We start from the raw sequence: 20,595 nt of genomic DNA on the forward strand, positions 1-20,595 counted from the left end.
CAGTTCATCCACACCCTCGTCCACGAGCCGTCGCCTTTTTTAGGTCACTGACGGGCCTGTACCGGACGATCTCTAGTGTGTCGTCCACATCTCCACACTCGTCCACAGGCGGGCCCCGGCTCTAGCCCGGTTCGGGTAGTCGGCGGACGGTTGTGGACAAGGGGTCGCACAGGTCGTGGGCGGATGGAGTGTGTCTCGAGTGGGGTTTGCCCCATGGTCGGGTTCGTCCACAGAGCCGCACCGGGAAGGGCCGGTTATCCACACGGCCGTCCACAGTGTGGATAGCAGTTTCCGGGGCGGAATCGCCGATCGTCCGTTTCGGGTGGTTTGACCTCCGAAGTCGCGAGCCGGGCCGAAAAGCGGGGTCCGGGCTGGCGGCCGAGGTGGGTGTGCCTGACAGAATGCGGGGGCGGGGGCTCGCGAGACGTCGCCCTCTTTGTATCGGCGGCCCCGCGCTCATGATGAGGGGACGCTTCAGAAAGAGCCTCCCCTCACGAACGGGAGGGGCCGGGGGCGGGCGGCCGGCTTGCGATGACACGCTTGCACAAGGCCAGTGCGCGACCGGGACAGATCCTGTAGCGCCGTTGCATGCAAAGGCGTTGAGCATCCCGCCCCGCTTGCGACGCGCTCGCGCCAGCAGGTCGGCCAGCGGTCGGCCCGATCCACCACCCCTGGCCCATCCTGTCCAGGAGGGGGACTGATTTTGCGGCCTCCTCGCCAACAGGCCCGTCGGCGAGGAGGCGCCCCCCTCTCCCCTCGGGAGAGGAGGGCGTCGTAGGCGGGCTCGCGATCGCCGGTCGGGGCTTGCGCCAGCAGGTCGGCGTGCGCCAGCGGGGACTCTCCCCTACCCCGACGGCTTGCCCAGGAGCGAGAACATCTTCTGCTTGTACGTCTCGACGCCGGGCTGGTCGAAGGGGTCGACGCCGAGCATGGTGCCGGACACGGCGACGGCGTGCATATAGAAGGAGAGCAGGCGGCCGACGGTCTCGGCATCGAGGCGCGGCAGCGTGAGCGTCCAGTTGGGGACGCCGCCCTCGGCGTGCGCCTCGGCCGTCCCCTGGTACGCCTTCTGGTTGACCGTCCCGTAGGGGACGCCCGCGAGGTAGTTCAGGCCGTCGGGGTCGCCGTCTTCGGCCACGACGGACGGGCCCGCCTCGGAGTCGTCGATCCGCAGGAAGGTCTCGACGAGCGTGCGCTGGCCCTGCTGGACGTACTGGCCGACGGAGTGGAGATCCGTCGTGTACTGGAGCACGACGGGGAAGAGCCCCTTGTGCTCCTTCCCCTCGCTCTCACCGAAGAGCTGCTGCCACCACGCGCCGATGCCCTTGAGGCGCGGGTCCATCGCCGCGAGCACCTCGGTCGCATACCCGGCCTCGTGGAAAGCGAACCGGTCGGCGGCGTACTGCAGGACGGCCGAGGTCTCGTCGGCGTCGGTGAAGGCGCGGGCCTCGGCGACGGCGCCGTAGAACAAGGTACGGGCGTCGATGCCGGCGGCGGCAATCGGCAAGAGCCCGACCGGCGTGACGACCGAGAACCGGCCGCCGACGTCGTCCGGGACCACGTAGCGGCGATACCCGCGCTCGACGGCAAAGTCGTGGAGCGCGCCTCGCGCGGCGTCGGTCGTCGCGATGATGCGTCGGTCGGCGTCGTCGAACCGCTCCTCCAGAAAGCGCCGCGCGAGCCGGAAGGCCAGGGCGGGCTCGAGCGTCGTGCCCGACTTCGAGATGACGTTGACGTAGACGCTCTTGCCGTCGAGGTACTCGAACAGGCGCGCGTGGTAGTCGGGCCCGAGGTGATGGCCGGCGAACAGGATCTCTGGACCGCTGGCGTCGAAGGCCGGGCGCAGGGCCGAGAGGACGGCCTCGGCGCCGAGGTACGACCCGCCGATTCCGATGCACAGGAGGACGTCGGCACGCTCACGGATCTCCTCGGCCGTCGCGAGGACGCTCTCCAACAGGGCGTCGTCGGGGTCGAGGAGCAGGCTCCGCCAGCCCAACATGTCGGGGCTCCGCGTCTCGCCGTCGCGGACGCGGCGGGCGGCGTCGAGGACGGCGGCGTCGAGGGCGGCGCGGTCGGTGTCGGCGAGGGGGCCGGTGACGTGGCGGCGGTCGAGGGCGAAGGGCATGGCGCGAACAGGGTCGGGGCTGCCTGAACGCGGGGTGATGCGCGGGGTGCCGAGACAGTCGCGAGGAGAGGGGGGGGGCGCTCGGCAGAAATCCTCGGCTCCGCTCAGTGAGGACAGCCTGGGGCGGGGGCAGGCGGGGTCAGGCGGGGTCAGGCGGGGTCAGGCGGGAACAGGGGCGACGCCGATCTCCTCAGCCAACTCGCGGAGCTGCTCGAACGTCAGCGACTGCGGGCCGTCGGACAGCGCGTGGTCCGGGTCGGGGTGCGCCTCCACGATCAGGCCGTGCGCGCCGGCCGCGAGTGCCGCCTTGGCGAGCGCCGGGACCCAGCGCCGCAAGCCGGCCGCGTGGCTGGGGTCCACGATGACCGGCAGGTGCGTCCGCTCGCGCGCGACCACGACCGCCGACAGGTCGAGCGTGTTGCGGGTCGCCGTCTCGAACGTCCGGATGCCGCGCTCGCACAGGATGACGCGCTCGTTGCCGCCCGCGAGCACGTACTCGGCCGCCGCCAGCCACTCGTCGATGCTCGACGACATCCCGCGCTTCAACAGCACGGCGGCGTGGCTGCGGCCGACCTCCTTGAGCAGCTCGAAGTTCTGCATGTTGCGCGCCCCGATCTGCAGCACGTCGGCCTCTCTCGCGACGGCCTCCACGTCGCGGGGGTGGACGACCTCGGTGACGATCGGCAGCCCGTGCTGGCGGCCGGCCTCGTGCATCAGCGCGAGCCCTTCAAAGCCCATGCCCTGGAAGTCGTAGGGCAGCGTCCGGGGCTTGAAGCAGCCGCCGCGCAGCATCAGCCCGCCCGCCTCGCGGACGGCCTTGGCGCTCGCGAAGATCTGCGCCTCGCTCTCGACCGAGCACGGCCCGGCGATGAGCACGGGCGGCTCGTCGCCGCCGATGCGGACGCCCGCGATCTCGACGACCGTGTCGGGCCGGCCCGACGCGCGGTCTGTAAGCGTGCGGCGACTGGGCTTGACGGACGCGGGTGCCGTCGCTTTGGGGCGAGCGGTCTCCTCTGCCTTGGGCGCGAGCGCGGCACGCGGCGTCTCGGCGCGGTAGATGGGGTACGAGCCGAGCACGCGCAGCATCCGAGCCTTCGTGGTGGCCTCGGCGACAGCGTCAGCGACGTGCTCTTGGTGCATCCCGCCTTCGAGGTCGACGTAGAACAAGCTCTGGAACGGCGTCGTCGGCGACGGGCGGCTCTCCAGCTTGGTCAGGTTGACATCGGCGTCGGCGAACAGCTGGAGCATGGCGGCGAGCGCGCCGGTCGCGTGGTCGGTGGCCAGCACGAGGGAGGTCTTGTGGGCGAGTCGCGGGTCGTGCGCGAGCGGCTCCGTCGCCACGATCAAGAAGCGGGTGAAGTTGTCCTTCCGGTTCGCGATGTGGCGCTTGATGACGTGAAGCCCGTAGCGCTCGGCGGCGTCCTCGCCAGCGATGGCAGCGCGAGTCGGGTCGCCAGACTCGGCGACGGCCCGGGCGGCGCCCGCCGTGTCGGTCTCGGCGTCGACGTGGACGTCGCCCAGCCCATCGAGGAACAGGCTGCACTGACGGAGCGCCTGGGGGTGGCTGCCGATGCGGCGGATCTGGGACAGCGGCACGTCCTCGGTCGCCAGCAGGCAGTGCTCCACCTTGAGAATCTCCTCGCCGACGATGTGGAGGCCGGGCTCGACCAGGAGGTCGTAGACGCCCGAGATCGGCCCGGCCGTCGTGTTCTCGACCGGCAAGACGGCGCGGTCGGCCTTGCCGCGCTTGAGGAGCTCGATGGCCCCGCCGAACGTGCTCGCGCCGACGGTCTCGGACTCGACGGCCGCAAAGTGGGCGCGCGCGGCCGAGTGGCTGTAGCAGCCGTCGACGCCCTGGTAGGCCACGCGGACACCGGCGGCGTCGCCCTGCTGGCGGACGGCCTGGTAGCGGACCGAGTGGCGCAGGATCTGGCGGTAGAGCTGGGACGCGAAGTAGCCGTCGACGCCCGCGTCCTCGGCGAGCGCGTGAACGCGCGAGAGCAGGTCCTGCTCGCGGCCGGCGTCGAAGAGCGGGAGCGCGTCGTCGGCGGCCTTGACGGCGGCGACATCCGCGACGAGCCGCTGGCGGTCGGCGAGCGCGGCGACGAGGCGGCGGTCGACGGCGTCGAGGTCGTCGCGCAGGGCGGAGAGGTCGGGGGACTCGGACATGTCGGGGGGGAGGCTCAAAACGAAAAAAGCCCGCCGGGATGGGCGGGCTCTGCGAAGCGGATCGGGGAGGCTGGCTACCCCGTACGCTGCGTGCCCGCCGAACGCATAAACCAATAGCCGTAGGGACGGGCGGTGGCGAGCGTGGGGCGGGCGTCGATCATGGGCCGATGGTAGCGGCGGGGGGACGATCGCGCAAGGCCGACGCGGGCGCCCGGCGCAGATCAGGGCCCGGAAGCGCTTTTCTTCTCGGGGCGGAACGGCCGCGAGGGCTCGCCAGCCTCGGACACGGCCCGGCGCTCCCGTGACGCCAGCCCGACATCGCGCGGCACATGTCGTAGCCTTCGTCTCGCTCGTCCTCCGATGACTCGGATCGTCCTCCTCGCAGCGCTCGCGACGGCCGCGGCGGCTCAGCCCGGGCCGGAGGCCTACCTCGCCGTGCTCGCCGATCCCGACGCGCGCGGCCACGCCCGGCTCGTCGCCCAGGCCTGGCCCGCGCTCCCCGACTCGGTGCGCCGCGCGCTCGGCCCGCCGGACCGTCCCGGGGTGGGGGCCGAGGTCGCCGCGTGGTGGCGCGGCGCCGACCCGCTCCCGGCCACGCCCGACCTCGAAGGCGTCGCCGAGCACCTCCGGCGCGTCGCGGTCGCCGTCCGCCGGTACCCCTCGGACGCGCCGGCCGGGTTCGACGCGCGCGGCGAGGTGCTCGTCAAGCTCGGCGAGCCGCCCCACGCGCGGCGCCTCCACTCGCCCACGATGCGCCGCGCGAGCGTCTACGACCGCGCGCCCGACAACGAGCTGTGGACATACGGCCGCCGCGGCCCGGTCTACCTGTTCGTCGACGACCGCTGGCGCGGCTGGCGCCAAGCCGAGCCCGTCGACCTCATCCCGTTCGAGCTCCGGCGGACCGAGGCGGCGCCGGTGATCCTGGCCGAGCTGCTCCCGCCGATGGCCGTCTCGGACCGGAACTACCTCCGCGTCCTCCACACCGTCGAACGGGCGCTCAACCCGATCGAGGCCACCCCCGAGTTCGGGCTCGACACGTCAATACCGGGGTACCAGGACCGCCTCGCGCACAACCTCCACTACGCCGTCCGCGCCGAGACGCGCCGCGCGATGCGCCAGCGCGACGCGACGGTCGAGCCGACGGGCCCGGCGCTCCCGGTCGTCGTCGAGATGCCGCTGGCCGTGCGCGTCGCCCGGTTCCGCGCGGCGAACGGGGGCACGCGCGTCGAGGTGGCCTACGCGCCCGAGCCCGGGGCCTACGTCGGGCTGGCGGGCGCGCACGCCGTCGAGTCGGTCGCGACGCTGACCGAGGCGGGGCGGCCGACGCGCCGGCCGTTCCCCCGGGAGGCGGCGTCGCTCGCGCTCCCGCCTGCGGCCACCCGGCCCGGAGGCACGACGCCCGTCGTCGCCGCAACGCTCGCCAGCCTGGGCCGCCACGCGACGGTCGCCGTCCAGGTCGACGTGGTGTCCGACTCCGGCGCGACGGTCCGGCGCGCGATTCGGCGAGTCGGCCCGCTGGCGCCGCTCCGCCCGGGCGACGGCGGGCTGCTCGTCAGCGACCCGCTCCCCCACCTCGTCCCGCCCGGCACCCAGCGCGCCATCGCGACGGCCGACCGCGCCGACGCCGTCGCCGCGCGCGAGCGCTGGCGGTACCCGTACGGCGTCGTCGTGCCGGGCGCCGACATTGGCGTCTACGTCGAGGCGTACGACCTCGGCACGCGCGGCGGCCGGAGCCGCTACGAGGTCGAGCGGACGGTCGAGATCGAGCGCGGCGGCGAGCGCCTGTTCGTGTCGCGGAGCGCGACGGCCTCGGGGACGAGCTCGGGGACGGCGCGCGAGTTCGTCGTGCTGCCCGTCCCGGCGGAGGCGCGGCCCGGCGACCGGGTCCTGTTCGAGGGCGTCATCCGCGACACCGTCACCGGCCGCTCGGGGACGTGGGCGCTGGCGTTCGGCGTCGCGGAGTAGCGCGGAGGTGGGAAACCCCGGCGCCCCGCGAGCGGTCCGGGCGCCATGCCCGACGCCGCGCTCGTCTCCCTCCGGTCCGCCGGCCGCCGCGTGGGGGAGCGCTGGGTCTGGCGCGGGCTCTCCGTCGCCGTCCGCCCGGGCGACCGGCTGGCGGTGCGCGGGGCGTCGGGCGCGGGCAAGACGCTGCTGCTCCGCGCGCTCGCGGGGCTGGACGCGCTCGACGAAGGCGAGCTCGGGGCGAACGGCGAGCCGGTCCTCAGCCTGCCCAGCCACCGCGCGGCCGTCGCCCACGTCGCCCAGCGGCCGGCGCTGTTCGACGGGACTGTCCGCGACAACCTGGGCGCCCCGTTCGCCTTCGCCGCGCACGACGGCGCCTACGACGAATCCCGCGCGCTCGCGCTGACGCACGCCCTCGCCCGCGAGCCAGCCCTGCTCGACCAGTCCGTCGACGGGCTCTCGGGCGGCGAGGCTGCGACGGTCGGGCTGGCGCGCGCCCTGCTTACCGACCCGACCGTGCTCCTGCTCGACGAGCCGACTTCCGGCCTCGACCCCGACCGCGCCGCCGCCGTCGAGGCCGTCATCGACGCGTTCCTCGCGGGCGACGCTCGCCGCGCCGCCGTCTGGACGAGCCACGACGCCGCCCAGCTGGCGCGCGTCACCGACCGGGCCATCGACCTGTGAGCGCGGCCGTCGACATCTCGCTGTGGCAGCTCGTGCTGGCGTCGGGCCTGCTGCTCGTCGCGCTCGGCGCGTCCGTCGCGCTCCGGCTCGGCTTGACGACCGGGCTGGCCGTCGCGGCGACGCGGATGGTGGCCCAGCTGTTTTTGGTCGGGCTCGTGCTGGAGTGGGTGTTCTCGACCGACAGCGCGCTCTTGGTCGTGGCGCTGGCCGTCGGGATGGCGCTGCTGGCGGGGCACGCGGCGGTCCGGCGGACCTCGCGGCGGTTCCGGGGGATCTGGGCCGACGCCCTCGTCTCCGTGCTCGGCGCGTCGTTCGTCGTCACCGGCGCGGCCGTCGTGGGGATTCTGCGCATCGACCCGTGGTACGACCCGCAATACGTGATCCCGCTCCACGGGATGCTGCTCGGGAACGCGCTCACCGGCATCTCGCTGTCGCTCGACCGCTTTATGGAGGGCGCCGGCCGAGGGCGCGGGCTCGTCGAGGCGCGACTGGCACTCGGCGCGACGCGCTGGGAGGCCGCCCGTCCCCTCTTTCGCGAGGCCGTTCGCACCGGGCTCGTGCCGATCACCAACTCGATGGCGGTGATGGGCGTCGTGAGCCTGCCCGGCATGATGACGGGGCAGATCCTGGCGGGCGCCGCGCCGGCCGACGCGGTCCGGTACCAGATCCTGATCGTGTTCATGATCGCGGCGTGCGTGACGCTGGCAGCGCTCGGCGTCGTCGGGCTGGCGTACCGGCGCCTCTTCACGGCCGACCACCGCTTCCACCCGGAGCGGCTGACGGACGTGTAGGGCGATTTATGGGCCGTCCGGCGCGGTCCGCCGCATCCGCGAGAAGGGGTGACCACCGCATCCCGTCCGTGGCGTATTCGGCTGAGCCGTTCGGGTGGCCTCGGCGGCGGCCGCAGTCGGCGCGTCGTACGCGCTCAGGCAGAAGGCCCACACGTACGGCGCCATCCCGTCGAGGCGGACCCAGTCGATCCGGGTCCAGCGCCCGCCGTCGGTCGGGTTCGCGTCGTCGTTGCGGGCCACGAGGTAGCCCGCGTCGGGCCGCCAGCGGACGATGTGGTAGCGGGCATACCCGTCGTGGTCCCACGTCCGCTCAGTGATCTCGTAGGTGCTCCCGTAGTCATCTGCGAACGTGCCGAGGACGAGCGCGGGCGGCGCGTCCGAGACCGCGACGCGGGGCGCGCAGCTGCAGATAAACACCAGAAGGCCGAGCACACGCATGGCCGGACGATACTCCACGCCTCGCGCCTCGGTCGGGCTCTCGCCGCCGGCCCCTAAAACCAGATCCAGCCCTCGCGATGCGCCAGCGCCTCGTTTTCGGGCGGATGCACGGCGCCGCGCGCGTAGTCGGCGGCGGCGAGGCAGCACAGGATGGCGTCGAAGACGTGATCGGTCGCTTGGGCCCGCTCGCGGATGGCTGGCGCGATCTCGAGTTCGAGGGCGTCGAGGAGCTCGGCGCGCCGGGCGCTCGCGTCGGGCGCTTTGTAGCCGCGGGGCGAGAGGCCGCGGCCGATCAGCGTCGCGGCCGGGTACACCTCGATGGCGTGGCGTCCCGCGACCGCGCCGGGCGTCCACCCGATCTGGACCGGGACGTGCTGGCGGATGGCCGCGAGCGTCGCGAGCGCGACGTGCGCGGTCCGCGCGATTCGGTCGGCGCCCACGTCGAGCGGCGTCTTGCGGATCGTGCGCTGGACGAACCGGTCGGTCTCGCGCCGAAACAAGTCGTTGGGCGCGACCTCGATCGCGTCGCCCGCGCGGTGCTCCGCCAGCCGGCCCATCTCGACGGGCCACCCGAGCGGTGCGTCGAGCGCGAGCACGGCGTCGGCCGACTCCCCGAGCCAGCCCGCCAGCGTGTCGACGATGTCGCCGCGCGTCCGGCCCACGCGCGCGTCGTGGACCGTGAGGCCGGACTCCGAGAGGGTGACGACCGCGAGCCCGGTCTTCGTGGGCTGGGTGGCGCAGTCGAGGCCGATGAGGCGCATGGGCGGGGGTGGAGGAAGGCGCCCCAAGGTCGGGAAGACTCTCCGGGGCCTTCTCCCTCGCCTCAGGCACACCCGGCCGCTCCGAGAGGAGACCGGGGTGCGGAGGGCGCCGAGCACCTTGACGACCGGCCAATAGGAGCAGGGGCCGACGCGGCCCAGCGCCTGCCGCAGCCCCGCGACCTTTCGGGGCGGCGTTCCCGCCGCGTTCGCCAGGGCGGGCAGCCACGGCGTCCGGTCTATCCTGCCCGAGCCCTTGCCCTGCTCCCGTGCGCGCATTCGCCCTCCTGCTCGCCGCGCTCCTGCCGGCCGCCGCCGCCCAGGCCCCCCTCTTCGCCGACGACGCCCCGCTCGACCTCGTCCTGACGTTCGACGTGGAGGCGGTCACCGAGGACCGGTCCGAGACCCCGCCGTGGTCCCCGGCCGTGCTGACACACACGGCGCCGGACGGTACCGAGACCGTGCTCGACCTCGGCGTCCGCACGCGCGGGTTCTACCGGCTGACCTACCTCGACTGCGACGTGCCGCCGCTCCGGCTCAACATCCGGCGCCGGGCCGCCGGGGGGAGCGTGTTCGAGGGCCAGGACAAGCTCAAGCTGGTCACCCACTGCGAGAACCGGAGCGAGCGCTTCCAGCAGTACGTCCTCCAGGAGTACCTGATCTATCGGGCCTACGCTCTGCTCACCGAGGCCAGCTTCCAGACCCGCCTCGTCCGCATCACCTACCGCGACGCGGCCGGCGACCGCGACGATGTGACCCGCTACGGCTTCCTCATCGAGGACGACGACGCGCTCGCGGCGCGGCTCCACGGCCAGATCGTGGAGAGGGCCCGGATCCACCCCGACGCGACCGACCGCAAGCAGGTCGCGCTGATGTCGCTGTTCCAGTACATGATTGGCAACACCGACTGGACCGTCTCGACGCTCCACAACGTCCGGCTCGTCTACCGAGAGGACGTGGCCGCCCGGCTGGCGACGGCGGCCGACCGGGCCGAGAGCGCGCTCGTGGCCGTGCCCTACGATTTCGATTGGGCGGGCCTCATCGCGACGCCCTATGCCACGCCCGACCCCCAGCTCGGCATCGACTCCGTTCGCGATCGGATCTACCTCGGGTTCTGCCGGACGCCGGAGGAGTTCGCGGCCGTCGTGGCCCATCTCCGGGCGCACGAGCAGGCGCTCTACGCCCTCTTCCGCGACTCCCCGTACCTCGATGACGATGTGGCCGACCGGTCGGTCGACTTCCTCACCGAGTTTTTCGAGGCGGTCTCGACGCCGCGTGGCATCGAGCGGGCCACGCGCGACTGCCTCGGCGGCTGAGGCCGATCACCCTTACTCCAAAAAGACGCCGACCAGGGCTGGAAGCGGGAGTCGCGGCTGATGGAGAAGGTCGGCGGCGGCTGGCGGATCGCCGAGATGCACACGACGATCTACGGGGCCGACCGGCCGGACTGAGCCGCGAGCGGCAACGATGCCGAGGCACCCAGGGCGGACAAACGGGACGGGTGAGCCCATCGACGCCGGCCACTTGACAACGCAAAGTGGATCATCTACTTTGGATCGCAAAGAGACCCCTCCCCGATGCGCCCCGACCGCCCCGCCCTCCGCTCGCGCCAGCCGGCGACCCCGCCCGACGCCGCGGCGGCGTCCAGCCTGCGCTTTATCCGCGAGACGATGGCGCGGACGGGCACCTTCACCGCCGTCCCTGGCTGGGGCGGCGTGGCGATGGGCGCGACCGCGCTGGCGGCGGCGGTCGTCGCCGCGCAGCAGCCGACGGTCTCGGACTGGCTGACGGTCTGGACGGCCGAGGCGCTCGTCGGGCTCGTCGTCGGCGGGTGGGCGACGGCGGTCAAGGCGCGGCGCGGCGGGCACGCCCTGCTGAGCGGCCAGGGCCGCAAGTTCCTGCTCGGCCTGCTGCCCGCCTTGCTCGTCGGCGTCGCCCTCACGCTGGCCGTCTTCGCCTACGAGATCGGCCCGACGGGCGAGTACTTCGCGCGCGGCGGCGACATCAATGCGATCGCCAGCTACCGGCTCCTCCCCGGGCTGTGGCTGCTGCTCTACGGCGCGGGCGTGGCCTCGGCCGGGATGTTCTCGATCCGGCTCGTCCCCCTCATGGGCTCGCTGTTCATGCTGACCGGCGCGCTCGCGCTGCTGGCGCCCGCCGCCTGGGGCGACGCTTTCATGGCCGCGGGCTTCGGCGGCCTGCACATCGTCTTCGGTCTCCTCATCGCGACCCGCCACGGCGGATAGCGAGTGATGGGTAACGAGTGATGAGCCTGAATTAAAACCGACGACTACCATGCCCGACTCCACATCCTCGCGGCGCGCGGTCCGCCCGGCGCCCTCCGTCCCCGACCTCGACGCCCTCGTGCATCAGCGCGTGCGGCTCGGGATCCTGAGCGCGCTCGCGGCCGGCGGCACGACCTCGTTCACCGACCTCAAGACCGTCCTCGACCTGACCGACGGCAACCTGTCGGTCCACGCCCGCAAGCTGGAGGACGCCGGCTACATCGAGGTGCGGAAGTCGTTCGCCGAGCGCGTCCCGCTGACCGAGTACGCCCTCACCGACGCCGGCCTGCGCGCGCTCGGCGACTACCTCGACGCGATGGAGGCCGTCATCGCCTCGGCCCGCCCGTCGTCATGACCGCGCCCTCCCCCCGCTGGGCCGGGCTCGCGCTCGTGCCCGCCGCCGTGCTCGTCGCGACGGGGCTTCTCCAGAGCGCCAGCGGCGTCGTGGTCGGGCGGCCCGACTGGCTGGTGCACCCGGCGCTCGTGCTGGGCGGGCTGACGCTTGCCGTCGCGATTGCGGCGGCCGATGCGTTCCAGCTCCGCATCGAGCGGGGTCCCGAGTCGGTGACGCTGCGGCTCGACGTGCGGCGGCGCCCCGTCGCACTCGCGGTTCTCGCCAGCGCCGCGCTCTTCGCGGCCGTCATCGCGGTCTACCTCGTCGTCGAGAACCTCGGCTGATCCATTCGTGAGGGGCACCGACGCCCGGTCACGGCTCCAAACTTTGAAATGCAAAGAACTCTCCCGGCCTCCGGCCTCCACCTCGCCCTCGTCATGGACGGGAACGGCCGATGGGCCGAGCGCCGGGGCCTGCCCCGCGCCGCTGGCCACCGCGCGGGCGCCGAGGCGCTCCGTCGCGTCGTCGAGGCCGCGCCCGGGCTGGGCGTCGGCACGCTGACCGTGTACGCGTTCTCGGCCGACAACTGGCGGCGCCCGCCGCGCGAGGTCTCCGCCCTGATGTCGCTCCTGGGGGCGACGCTGCGCGCCGAGGCGCCCAAGCTCCGCCGCGCGGGCGTCCGGCTCCAGCTCATCGGGCGTCGCGACCGGTTGCCGCTCGCGCTCCGCTCCGCCGCCGCTCGCGCCGAGTGGGACACGCGCCGGGGAACACGGCTCACGTTGCGGGTCGCCGTCGACTACTCGGCGCGAGCCGCGATCTGCGCTGCCGCCGGCCGGCTGGCGGGCACCGACGGTCCGCCGACGCGCGACGCCTTCGAGGCCGCGCTCGGCGCCGCGCTCCACCCCGACGGCGGCGCCTCGCCGGCCGTCGACCTGCTCGTCCGCGCGGGCGGCGAGCGGCGGCTCAGCGACTTCCTGCTCTGGGAGGCCGCCTACGCCGAGCTCCGCTTCGACGACACGCTGTGGCCCGACGTCGACGGCGACTGGCTGGCGGACGCGGTCGCCGACTTCGACTCGCGCCAGCGCCGCTTTGGCGGCCTCGTTGCCGCCTGATGGCCGGTGTTAGGGATTGGGGACTGGGAGTTGGGGAAAGCCTCGACCTCTTTGCCCGGTCTCCAACTCCCAAGCCCCAACCCCTAAACCCCAACTCCCAATCCCCCCGACCCCATGTTCAAACGTCTCGCCGCCGTCGCCTTCATCTTCGTCGCCTGCTCCATCGCCTGGATGGTGCTGGGCGGCACCGTCACGCACCGCACGTCCGAGAGCGACAGCTACCTGAGCGCGAGCGTCGGGGAGCTGTGGGGCGGGCCCCAAGTCCAGCACGCGCCGACGCTCGCGCGGCTGGGCACCACGACCCGGTCCGTCGTCCGCCGGCAGCGGAACGCGCAAGGGACCGGGCTCGAGTCGGTGTCCGAGACGGTCACCGAGGCCACGCGCGAGCCGGTCCCGATCGCCGGGACGCGGCTGGCGGCCGACCTCGCGCTCGACCATCGCCGCAAGGGGCTCATGTGGTACCCGACGTACGCGGCGACGGTCGACGCCAAGTACCGGCTCCGGAATGACGGCGACGCGGGCCGGTTCGAGTTCACCTTCCCCCTCCCCGACGGCGCCTCGGTGTTTTCTGGGCTGGAGCTGGACGTCGACGGCGACTCGGTCGGGGTCGACGCCGAGGGCGGAGCGATCCGGCACGAGCTGGCGCTGGAAGCGGGCGAGTCCGTCGTCGTGCGCGTCAGCTATGGATCCCAAGGCGTTTCGACGTGGCGCTACGCGCTCGGCGCCAGCCGCCACCAAGCCATGCGGGAGGGCGAGTCGGTCGGCGTCGGCGTGCAGACGGCTCGGGACCTCACGGTCCGCGTCACGACCGACTTCGAGGCCGTCGACTTCCCCGAGGGGACACTCTCACCGACCGCCAAGCGCGCCAAGGACGGCGGCTGGGTGCTCGCGTGGGACTACGGCACGCTCGTCGCCTCGGCCGACGTGGGCGTGGCGATGCCGCAGCGCCTCAACCCGGGCCCGTGGGTCAGCCGGGTGACCTTCTTCGCGCCCGTCAGCCTGTTCCTGTTCTTCTTCGCCGTCTTTGTGCTGTCGGTCCTGCGCGGCGTGCGGCTGCACCCGATGCACTACGTCTTCCTCGGCGCGGCGTGCTTCGCGTTTCACCTCTTGCTGGCGTACCTCGTCGACCACGTGTCGGTCGGCGTGGCGATGGCGGTGGCGTCCGTCGTGAGCGTCGGTCTCGTCGTGTCGTACGTGCGGCTGGTGGCCGGCTTGCGGTTCGCGCTCGTCGAGGTCGGCGGGGCGCAGATGGTGTACCTGGTGGCCTTCGCGGCGACGTTCTTCCTGGAGGGGTTCACCGGGCTCGCGGTCACGCTGCTGTCCGTGGCGACGCTCTTCGTGACGATGCAGGCGACCGGCCGGCTCGACTGGGAGGCAGTCTTGAACCGGCCCGAGGCCGACATCGACGCGGCCCGCCGCGAGCGCCCGGCGGTCGGCGTCCCGGCCTGATCCCTTCCTGCTGGGCGGGCGGGCCCGGCGCCCCCGTTCCTCCCTCTCGCTTTTCCCCTCGACTCATGACCTCTACGACGTCCTATCGCGCGGGTCTCGGCCTGGCCCTGTTCGCGCCCCTCTTCGTGCTCTGGATCTCGGGCGCCGTCGGCATCGTCGGCGCCGAAGGCGACCGGGCGGATCTCCTCTACCTCGGCGCGCTCGGCGTCGGCGGCGTCGGGGCCGTGCTGGCGCGGCTGCGCGCGGCCGGGATGGCCTGGGCGATGGCGGCGACGGCCGTCGCGATGGGGCTGGCAGGCGTGGTCGCGTTGGCGGCCGGGCTGGTGCCGGCGTACAACTCGGCGGCCGAGATCCTGGGGCTCAGCGGGCTGTTCGCGGCGCTCTTCGCCGGGTCGGCATTGCTGTTCCGCCGCGCGGCGGCAGGTGTCGGCGGGTGATCCCGAGCGGGACATCGGGGTAGCCCGGACGTGGGCGGTGCCCGCGATCCGCACGCGTCGGTCGGGGTACCGCACGCCCCTTCCCACCGACCCTATGGACTGGCTCGACCTGTTGCAATGGCCCGCCTTCGTCGTCACCGTCGCCGCCGGGTGGCTGGTGGCGTCGGAGAGCGATCGCAAGCGGCTCTGGGGCTTCGGCCTGTTCCTGGTGTCGAACGCGCTCTGGATCGGCTGGGGCTGGCACGACGCGGCGTGGGCGCTCGTGGCGTTGCAGGCGTTTCTGGTGGTCACGAATGTCCGGGGCGTGGTGGACAACCGGGCGGCGTAGAGGGGTCGCGCGCGTCCCTGGCTTGCTCGGAGGCGGCCCGGGCCTGCTCTGCACCGCGTCACACTCCGGTCTCGGGGTCTATCAAGTAGGGGAGACGAACCGGTTGGGTGTAAACAATCGGACACACGGGGAATCTGAGTTGTCAGGGCGCGAGCCGCTCGGTGGTCCAGGCGTCGCCCTCCGCGTTCGCGGGGGCCGGCTTGCGCCGGTAGACGTGCCGGTCGTGGAGGCGGCTGGCGCGGCCCTGCCAGAACTCGACGGCGTCGGGGACGACGCGGTAGCCGCCCCAGAAGCCCGGGCGTGGCACGTCACCGTCGGCGGTCTCGGCCTGGATCTCTTCGAGCAGCACCTCCAGCGTTCGGCGGTCGGGGATCGGGCGGCTCTGGGGGCTGGCCCACGCACCCAGGCGCGAGCCGCGCGGGCGGCTGGCGAAGTACGCGTCGGCGGTCCCGGCCTCAACGCGCTCGACGCGGCCCTCGACGCGCACCTGCCGCTCGACCTCCGGCCACCACCAGACGAGCGCGGCGCGGGGGTTGGCGTCGAGCTCGCGGCCCTTGCGGCTCTCGTGGTTGGTGTAGAAGCAGAACCCGTGGTCGACGCCCTTGAGGAGCACGATCCGGGCGGAGGGCGTGCCGTCGGGGGCAGCCGTCGCCAGCGTCATCGCATTCGGCTCGCGCGTGTCGGCGGCCTGCGCGTCGGCGAACCATTGGGCGAAGAGGGCGAACGGGTCGCCGGGGAGGTCGGCGGCGTCGAGCGCGCCGCGCTCGTAGGACTCGCGGAGGTCGGGTAGGTCTGGCATCGGAGCGGGGGGCGGCCAGCTAGACCTGCTGGCGGATGCGGTCGGCGGCGGCCAAGCCCTCTTCGAGGGCGAGGTGGACGCGGCCTTGGCCGGCGGTCCAGTCGCCGGCGAAGAACAGGCCTCGGGCGGCGGCAGCGGCCAGGCGGTCCGTATCGGCGGCGCCATCGGGGAGCGAGTAGCGCCAGCGCTGGGTGTCGGCCCAGGCGGGTTCGGGCAGCGGAGACCAGAGGTCGCTGATGGCGGCGCGAGCGGCGGTCACCAGATCGTCCCGCGCGTCGTCGTAGTGGGCTTGCGTCCAGGCGTCCGACATCTGCGCGAGCAGGAGGGCGCCGCCCTCGGGGGCCCGGCCTGGCTTGTCGCTCTCGACGGCCACCCAGGCCACGTCGTGTCCGCCGCCCGCGTTGACAAGCGCGTACACGTCGGCGGGGCGGCTCACGGGCTCGTGGAAGGCCCACACGACGGTGAACTGCGAGCGGTAGGTGGCGCCCGCGAGCGCGCTGGCGAGGTCGGCGGCGGCGCCGGTCCGCAAGAGCTCGGCGGTCTGGGGCGCGGGCGCCGTCATCAAGACGGCGTCGAAGGTGCCGAGTGGGCCGTCGTCGCCGGCGAGCACCCAGCCGTCGCCGTCGCGGTCGAGGGCAGAGACGCGGGTCTGGAGGCGGAGGTCGAGGTCGGGCGTGGCGTCGCGCAGGCGGCGGCCGAGGTCGGCGATGCCGTCGGGGAACGTCCACCGCGTGCCACCGGGGCGCGCCTGGGCCGGGCGGATGACGCCGTCGGCGCCGAAAGGCCACACCTCGCCTTCGATCGGGGTGAGCGCGTCGCCCGCGACGGAGCGGATGAGGTCGGCGGCCGTGCTGCCGGGCTCGGGGCTGAGGTACTGGGCGCCGTGGTCGTAGCGCCAGCGGGCGTCCGAGCAGTTCGGGTCGGGGGCGTTGCGCCAGCGGGTGCTAGCGCGGCCGGAGACGCCTCGGCTCTTTTCGAACACGGTCACCGAGACGGCGTCGCCCAGGGCGTGAGCGGCGGCGAGCCCGGCGGGGCCGGCTCCGATAATGGCGAGGCGCATACGACCGGGTGTGGGGGCCGGTCTGTAACGACCGCTCGCGCGGGAGTTCCGGCACGCCGACGCTCTTCGGGCTCGCGTGCCGGTGCGCTTACATCCCGGGGCCGTCGTTGCGGACGGTGGGCTGCCGGGGAGCCGGGGCCGGAGACGTGGCCTCGGTCGACTGCGTGAGGTACACGCCACCGCCCGGTGCCGAGGCGCGCGACGCCGGGCTCGGGGCGCGGCCGGCCGCGACGCGAATCTCGCGGGCGCGGATCGCCCCCTCGATGGTCTCGTGGATGTCGATGCGGGTGTAGGGCTTGGTCAGGTAGGCGTCGAACCCGGCCGCGAGGAAGCGGTCGCGGTCGCCGGGGAGCCCATACGCCGTGACGGCGATGATGGGGAGGCCTGCGAAGGCCTCCGAGTCGCGGAGCTGGCGCATCACGTCCTCGCCCGAGATCGACAAGCCGAGGTGGATGTCGAGCATGACCGCGGCCGGGCGCTCGCCGTGGACGGCATCGAGGGCGCCGTCGCCGTCTACGGCAAGCGCCACGCGGTAGGTGTCGCCGAGCGTGTGGAGGGCGATCTCGCGCGACTGCTCGTTGTCGTCGACGACCAGCACCAGAGGCCGCGCGTCGGCGACGGAGGCGACGTCGGCAGCGTGGAGGGAGACGATAAAGGCCGTGCCGACGCCCTTCTCGCTCTCGACGGTGATGGTGCCGCCCATGCGGTCGACGAGCTGGCGCGAGAGCGCGAGCCCGAGCCCGGCGCCCTCGTACTTGCGGCCCGAGCCGGTCGACTCCTGCTCGAACTCGCCGAAGATGCGGGGCAGGAACGCATCGTCGATGCCGATGCCGGTGTCGCGGACGATCGCCAGCACCCGGCCCTCGGTGGGGCGGACCTCCAGGGTCACGCCGCCGGTGTCGGTGAACTTGATGGCGTTGCCCATCAGGTTGTGGAGCACACGCGCGAGGGCGGCCTCGTCGGCGACGACGGCGTGCGTGCCCGGCGCCACGTCGATCCCGATGGACAGCCCGCGCTCCGACGCGGCGGGGCCGAACATCTCGGCGGTCTCCTCCGCCAGCGCCCCGAGGTCCAGCGACTCGGAGGCGAGCCCGCCCCGGCCGGCCTCCAGCCGTGCCAGGTCGAGGACGGAGTTCAAGGTGTCCATCAAGCGACGCCCGCTCCGGGCGATGAGCTCGACGAACTCGCTCTGAACGGGGTCGGTGACCTCGTCGGAGAGCACGTCGGCGAAGCCCAGGATGGCGGTGAGCGGGGTCCGGATCTCGTGGCTCATGTTGGCCAGGAAGGCGCTCTTGAGCGCGGCCACCTCCTCGGCCTGGCGCTTGGCCTGCACGAGAACGGCCTGGGCGCGCTTGCGCTCGGTCACGTCGCGCAGGTTGAGGACCAAGCCCTCGACGGCGGGGTCGTCGTAGAGGGCCGTCGCGGCGCCTTCGACGAACACGTCGTGGCCGTCGGCGTGGTGGAGCCGGAATTCGACGCTCGGAGCGGACGTGCCGGCCCGGGTGTCGGCCAGGAACGCCTGGGCGGCCGCCCGGTCATCCGCGTGGACGAGCGCGGTGAGGTCGGTGCCGAGCAGGGCGGTGGGGGCGCGGCCGAGGAGCGAGGCGACGGCGGGGCTGACGTAGGTAAAGCGGTCCTCGCGGTCGGCCACGACCACCACGTCGGTGGAGCGCTGGACGAGCGCCTTGAAACGGGCCTCGCTGCGGTGGAGCGCGATCCGCGCCTCGCGCTCGGCGGTCACGTCCTCGACGGCGCCCTCGTAGAACAGCGGCTGGCCGTCGGGGTCGAGCGCCACCCGGGCGTCGATGCGGACGTGGAGGATGTCGCCGCCCGGTCGGCGCCACCGCGTCTCGAAGGCGCGGATGTGGCCGTCGCGGAGGATGGTCTCGCGAAAGCGCGTCCGGTCGGCCACGTCGACGTAGAAGTCGGAGGCGTTGTAGGCGCGGGCGGCCTCAGGGCTGGGCGCGCCGATCAAGCGGGCGAGCGTGGCGTTCGCGAGCAGCACGCGGCCGTCCGAGGCGGTCCGGTACATCCCGACGGGGATGTGGTCGAACAACGAGCGGTACCGCGTCTCGGAGGCGCGGAGAGCAGCGTCGAGACGGGTCGACTGGCCCTCGGCCTCGACCAGCTCGTGGCGCGTGTGGCGGGCGTAGAGGACGCCGGCCGTGGCCGACAAGATGGACCCGATCGAGACCATCGCGATCGCATAGCTGGCGGCCTCGGCAGGGGTCGAGAACGGCTCCGGCGCGAGGCCGAGCACGTCGAGGCCGAACAGGAAGAAGGCGCCGAGCACGCCGAGGCCGGCGCTCACCATCGCCAGCCGTGTCCCCGACGTCAGCGCGCCGGCCATCGGCGCTAGCATGACGAGGGCGAGGGCGGGGTCGCGGATGCCGAGGTCGACCGAGGCCTGGAAGATGGGCGTCAGCGCGAGGCAGAACGTCAAGATCCACGCGGCGGGCTCGACGCGCCCGCCCCAGCGGACCATCGCCAGCGCGGCGATCGTGAGCACGACCGACACGGCCACCTCGACGAAGGGGATCAGTGGGACCTGCCCCCCCCACAACAGGGCGACGGTGAGCATCGAGTACGCCAGGAGGGCGAGCCAGCCCTCGACCACGACGATCCGCGCCTGGCGGAGCTCGCGCGACGTCTCGGGCCGGCGGACCGGATCGATCCACCCGTCGACGAGCGACTTGACGCGGAATCGGGCGGAAGGAGACGGATCGACGGGCATGGTGGTTCGATTCGTAACGGATGGGCGTCCGATTGGTAGATCAGACGGCCCCGGGCGGGGCGCTCTGAGTAAGGCACACACCGTTCCACAGAGGGCGCTTTCCGTGGGGTCGATAGGCCCCGGCAGCGCCTGTGTGCGAGTCCCGCACGGGCGCTCTGCGCGAATCCGTGGGTACATCGGGAACGCCCGGGTTCGCTCCGGCCCGCGGGTCGCCGTGCGCGCGGCGGGGTAGTTTTGCGGCTCAGACTCCATCCGCATGCACCTCCCGTTCGCCCTCGCCCGCCGCTTCGTCGCCGGCCCCACGCTCGAGACCGCGCTCCCCGCGCTCGACCCGCTCCTCGACGACGGGCTCTTCATCACGCTCGACCTCTTGGGCGAGCACGTCCACGACCGGACGAAGGCCCAGGGCTTCGCCGACGCCTACGGCGACCTCGTCGAGCGGCTGGCGGCGTACCGCGACGCGCGCGGCGTGGCGCCGGAGGCCGTCGGCATCTCGATCAAGCTGTCCATGATCGGGCAGGTCATCGACCGCGACACGTGCGAGCAGAACCTGCGCGACCTGCTGGCGCGCGCCCGAGACGCCGACCTCTTCGTCCGGCTCGACATGGAGGGCACCGACATCACCCAGTCCACGCTGGACTTTTTCGAGGCGGTCTACCCCGACTTCCCCGACCACGTCGGGCCGGTCCTGCAGGCCTACCTCCACCGGACCGCCGCCGACGTGGCCCGGATGTGCGAGCTCGACGCGCGCGTCCGCCTGTGCAAGGGGGCCTACAAGGAGCCCGCGTCGCTGGCGCACCAGGACATGCCGACCATCCGCTGGCACTACCGCCAGCACGCCCAAGCGCTGCTGACCGGCGCCCGCTACCCCGGCATCGCCACGCACGACGACGAGCTGATCGCGGCCGTCCGCCAGCTGGCCGACGAGCGCGGCGTCTCGCGCGACGACTTCGAGTTCCAGATGCTCTACGGCCTGCGCCCGGACACGCAGCGCCAGATGGTCGCCGACGGCTACCGGATGCGCGTCTACGTGCCGTACGGGACGGAGTGGCTCCCCTACTTCTCCCGCCGCATCCGCGAGCGCAAGGAAAACGTCTTCTTCGTGCTCAAGGCGCTGGTGAAGGGCTAGT

The 20,595-nt window shown here is 73.1% G+C and carries 19 protein-coding genes; 12 read left to right on the plus strand and 7 right to left on the minus strand.

The features are described from left to right. Nucleotides 1-844: 844 nt before the first annotated feature. Nucleotides 845-2,125 carry a glucose-6-phosphate isomerase gene (locus ACLII4_RS02550; RefSeq protein ID WP_412069329.1) on the minus strand — a complete coding sequence of 427 codons (1,281 nt, stop codon included), beginning with the start codon at nucleotides 2,123-2,125 and terminating at the stop codon, nucleotides 845-847. A gap of 159 nt (nucleotides 2,126-2,284) precedes the next feature. Further along, nucleotides 2,285-4,294: a 3-deoxy-7-phosphoheptulonate synthase gene (gene aroF / locus ACLII4_RS02555; protein WP_412069330.1), complete on the minus strand. Its 2,010-nt coding sequence runs from the start codon at nucleotides 4,292-4,294 to the stop codon at nucleotides 2,285-2,287. Between the two features lie 360 nt (nucleotides 4,295-4,654). Between aroF and ACLII4_RS02560 the strand changes: the two genes are divergently transcribed. The 3 genes from ACLII4_RS02560 to ACLII4_RS02570 are packed head-to-tail and all read left to right on the plus strand — an operon-like array spanning nucleotide 4,655 to nucleotide 7,731. After that, nucleotides 4,655-6,259 carry a hypothetical protein gene (locus ACLII4_RS02560; protein WP_412069331.1) on the plus strand — a complete coding sequence of 535 codons (1,605 nt, stop codon included), beginning with the start codon at nucleotides 4,655-4,657 and terminating at the stop codon, nucleotides 6,257-6,259. 45 nt (nucleotides 6,260-6,304) lie between these two features. Continuing rightward, nucleotides 6,305-6,940 carry an ATP-binding cassette domain-containing protein gene (locus ACLII4_RS02565; protein WP_412069332.1) on the plus strand — a complete coding sequence of 212 codons (636 nt, stop codon included), beginning with the start codon at nucleotides 6,305-6,307 and terminating at the stop codon, nucleotides 6,938-6,940. Continuing rightward, nucleotides 6,937-7,731 (plus strand): ABC transporter permease, encoded by a 795-nt coding sequence (locus tag ACLII4_RS02570; RefSeq protein WP_412069333.1) that lies wholly within the window; start codon nucleotides 6,937-6,939, stop codon nucleotides 7,729-7,731. The genes ACLII4_RS02565 and ACLII4_RS02570 overlap by 4 nt, the downstream gene beginning before the upstream one ends. 6 nt (nucleotides 7,732-7,737) lie before the next feature. Here ACLII4_RS02570 and ACLII4_RS02575 read toward each other — a convergent pair whose 3' ends face one another. After that, nucleotides 7,738-8,169: a hypothetical protein gene (locus ACLII4_RS02575; RefSeq protein WP_412069334.1), complete on the minus strand. Its 432-nt coding sequence runs from the start codon at nucleotides 8,167-8,169 to the stop codon at nucleotides 7,738-7,740. Between the two features lie 53 nt (nucleotides 8,170-8,222). Then, nucleotides 8,223-8,930 carry a DUF429 domain-containing protein gene (locus tag ACLII4_RS02580; RefSeq protein ID WP_412069335.1) on the minus strand — a complete coding sequence of 236 codons (708 nt, stop codon included), beginning with the start codon at nucleotides 8,928-8,930 and terminating at the stop codon, nucleotides 8,223-8,225. A gap of 266 nt (nucleotides 8,931-9,196) precedes the next feature. Here ACLII4_RS02580 and ACLII4_RS02585 point away from each other — a divergent pair, with 266 nt between their 5' ends. The 8 genes from ACLII4_RS02585 to ACLII4_RS02620 all read left to right on the plus strand — a co-directional run bounded on the left by ACLII4_RS02585 (nucleotide 9,197) and on the right by ACLII4_RS02620 (nucleotide 14,872). Next, nucleotides 9,197-10,243 (plus strand): hypothetical protein, encoded by a 1,047-nt coding sequence (locus ACLII4_RS02585; protein WP_412069336.1) that lies wholly within the window; start codon nucleotides 9,197-9,199, stop codon nucleotides 10,241-10,243. Between the two features lie 261 nt (nucleotides 10,244-10,504). Further along, nucleotides 10,505-11,173: a hypothetical protein gene (locus ACLII4_RS02590; protein WP_412069337.1), complete on the plus strand. Its 669-nt coding sequence runs from the start codon at nucleotides 10,505-10,507 to the stop codon at nucleotides 11,171-11,173. Nucleotides 11,174-11,222: 49 nt separating this feature from the next. Beyond that, nucleotides 11,223-11,567 carry a winged helix-turn-helix domain-containing protein gene (locus ACLII4_RS02595; protein WP_412069338.1) on the plus strand — a complete coding sequence of 115 codons (345 nt, stop codon included), beginning with the start codon at nucleotides 11,223-11,225 and terminating at the stop codon, nucleotides 11,565-11,567. Further along, a complete protein-coding gene (locus ACLII4_RS02600) occupies nucleotides 11,564-11,890 on the plus strand; it encodes a hypothetical protein (protein WP_412069339.1) in 327 nt (108 codons plus the stop codon). Before ACLII4_RS02595 ends, ACLII4_RS02600 begins: the two co-directional genes overlap by 4 nt. 48 nt (nucleotides 11,891-11,938) lie before the next feature. Further along, on the plus strand, nucleotides 11,939-12,658 hold the full coding sequence (uppS, locus tag ACLII4_RS02605) for a polyprenyl diphosphate synthase (RefSeq protein WP_412069340.1): 720 nt from the start codon (nucleotides 11,939-11,941) through the stop codon (nucleotides 12,656-12,658). Nucleotides 12,659-12,772: 114 nt separating this feature from the next. Beyond that, nucleotides 12,773-14,107 carry an inner membrane CreD family protein gene (locus ACLII4_RS02610; RefSeq protein WP_412069341.1) on the plus strand — a complete coding sequence of 445 codons (1,335 nt, stop codon included), beginning with the start codon at nucleotides 12,773-12,775 and terminating at the stop codon, nucleotides 14,105-14,107. Nucleotides 14,108-14,172: 65 nt separating this feature from the next. Further along, nucleotides 14,173-14,544 carry a hypothetical protein gene (locus ACLII4_RS02615; protein ID WP_412069342.1) on the plus strand — a complete coding sequence of 124 codons (372 nt, stop codon included), beginning with the start codon at nucleotides 14,173-14,175 and terminating at the stop codon, nucleotides 14,542-14,544. A gap of 94 nt (nucleotides 14,545-14,638) precedes the next feature. Continuing rightward, the gene (locus ACLII4_RS02620; RefSeq protein WP_412069343.1) at nucleotides 14,639-14,872 is read left to right on the plus strand and encodes a hypothetical protein; all 234 of its coding nucleotides are present in this window, start codon (nucleotides 14,639-14,641) and stop codon (nucleotides 14,870-14,872) included. Nucleotides 14,873-15,014: 142 nt separating this feature from the next. On the opposite strand, the gene pdxH is transcribed toward ACLII4_RS02620, so the two are convergent. The 3 genes from pdxH to ACLII4_RS02635 all read right to left on the minus strand — a co-directional run bounded on the left by pdxH (nucleotide 15,015) and on the right by ACLII4_RS02635 (nucleotide 19,465). Next, complete coding sequence (pdxH, locus tag ACLII4_RS02625; protein ID WP_412069344.1) at nucleotides 15,015-15,671, minus strand: pyridoxamine 5'-phosphate oxidase; 657 nt, start codon at nucleotides 15,669-15,671, stop codon at nucleotides 15,015-15,017. Nucleotides 15,672-15,690: 19 nt separating this feature from the next. Further along, on the minus strand, nucleotides 15,691-16,731 hold the full coding sequence (locus ACLII4_RS02630) for an NAD(P)/FAD-dependent oxidoreductase (protein ID WP_412069345.1): 1,041 nt from the start codon (nucleotides 16,729-16,731) through the stop codon (nucleotides 15,691-15,693). Nucleotides 16,732-16,819: 88 nt separating this feature from the next. Continuing rightward, the gene (locus ACLII4_RS02635) at nucleotides 16,820-19,465 is read right to left on the minus strand and encodes a PAS domain S-box protein (RefSeq protein WP_412069346.1); all 2,646 of its coding nucleotides are present in this window, start codon (nucleotides 19,463-19,465) and stop codon (nucleotides 16,820-16,822) included. A 256-nt stretch (nucleotides 19,466-19,721) separates the two neighbouring features. On the opposite strand from ACLII4_RS02635, the gene ACLII4_RS02640 reads away from it, so the two are divergent. Then, entirely contained in the window at nucleotides 19,722-20,594 is an 873-nt protein-coding gene (locus ACLII4_RS02640; RefSeq protein WP_412069347.1) for a proline dehydrogenase family protein, read from the plus strand. Nucleotide 20,595 lies beyond the last annotated feature (1 nt).

Origin of the sequence: Rubrivirga aquatilis (genome assembly GCF_046845665.1) — a bacterium.
Taxonomy (GTDB): Bacteria; Bacteroidota; Rhodothermia; order Rhodothermales; family Rubricoccaceae; genus Rubrivirga.

Excerpts from the sequence above, each read along its gene's own strand:
- ACLII4_RS02550 (WP_412069329.1), bottom strand. The coding sequence starts at position 2,125 with ATGCCCTTCGCCCTCGACCGCCGCCACGTCACCGGCCCCCTCGCCGAC.
- aroF (WP_412069330.1), bottom strand. The coding sequence starts at position 4,294 with ATGTCCGAGTCCCCCGACCTCTCCGCCCTGCGCGACGACCTCGACGCC.
- ACLII4_RS02560 (WP_412069331.1), top strand. The coding sequence starts at position 4,655 with ATGACTCGGATCGTCCTCCTCGCAGCGCTCGCGACGGCCGCGGCGGCT.
- ACLII4_RS02565 (WP_412069332.1), top strand. The coding sequence starts at position 6,305 with ATGCCCGACGCCGCGCTCGTCTCCCTCCGGTCCGCCGGCCGCCGCGTG.
- ACLII4_RS02575 (WP_412069334.1), bottom strand. The coding sequence starts at position 8,169 with ATGCGTGTGCTCGGCCTTCTGGTGTTTATCTGCAGCTGCGCGCCCCGC.
- ACLII4_RS02580 (WP_412069335.1), bottom strand. The coding sequence starts at position 8,930 with ATGCGCCTCATCGGCCTCGACTGCGCCACCCAGCCCACGAAGACCGGG.
- ACLII4_RS02590 (WP_412069337.1), top strand. The coding sequence starts at position 10,505 with ATGCGCCCCGACCGCCCCGCCCTCCGCTCGCGCCAGCCGGCGACCCCG.
- ACLII4_RS02595 (WP_412069338.1), top strand. The coding sequence starts at position 11,223 with ATGCCCGACTCCACATCCTCGCGGCGCGCGGTCCGCCCGGCGCCCTCC.
- ACLII4_RS02600 (WP_412069339.1), top strand. The coding sequence starts at position 11,564 with ATGACCGCGCCCTCCCCCCGCTGGGCCGGGCTCGCGCTCGTGCCCGCC.
- uppS (WP_412069340.1), top strand. The coding sequence starts at position 11,939 with ATGCAAAGAACTCTCCCGGCCTCCGGCCTCCACCTCGCCCTCGTCATG.
- ACLII4_RS02610 (WP_412069341.1), top strand. The coding sequence starts at position 12,773 with ATGTTCAAACGTCTCGCCGCCGTCGCCTTCATCTTCGTCGCCTGCTCC.
- ACLII4_RS02615 (WP_412069342.1), top strand. The coding sequence starts at position 14,173 with ATGACCTCTACGACGTCCTATCGCGCGGGTCTCGGCCTGGCCCTGTTC.
- ACLII4_RS02620 (WP_412069343.1), top strand. The coding sequence starts at position 14,639 with ATGGACTGGCTCGACCTGTTGCAATGGCCCGCCTTCGTCGTCACCGTC.
- pdxH (WP_412069344.1), bottom strand. The coding sequence starts at position 15,671 with ATGCCAGACCTACCCGACCTCCGCGAGTCCTACGAGCGCGGCGCGCTC.
- ACLII4_RS02630 (WP_412069345.1), bottom strand. The coding sequence starts at position 16,731 with ATGCGCCTCGCCATTATCGGAGCCGGCCCCGCCGGGCTCGCCGCCGCT.
- ACLII4_RS02635 (WP_412069346.1), bottom strand. The coding sequence starts at position 19,465 with ATGCCCGTCGATCCGTCTCCTTCCGCCCGATTCCGCGTCAAGTCGCTC.
- ACLII4_RS02640 (WP_412069347.1), top strand. The coding sequence starts at position 19,722 with ATGCACCTCCCGTTCGCCCTCGCCCGCCGCTTCGTCGCCGGCCCCACG.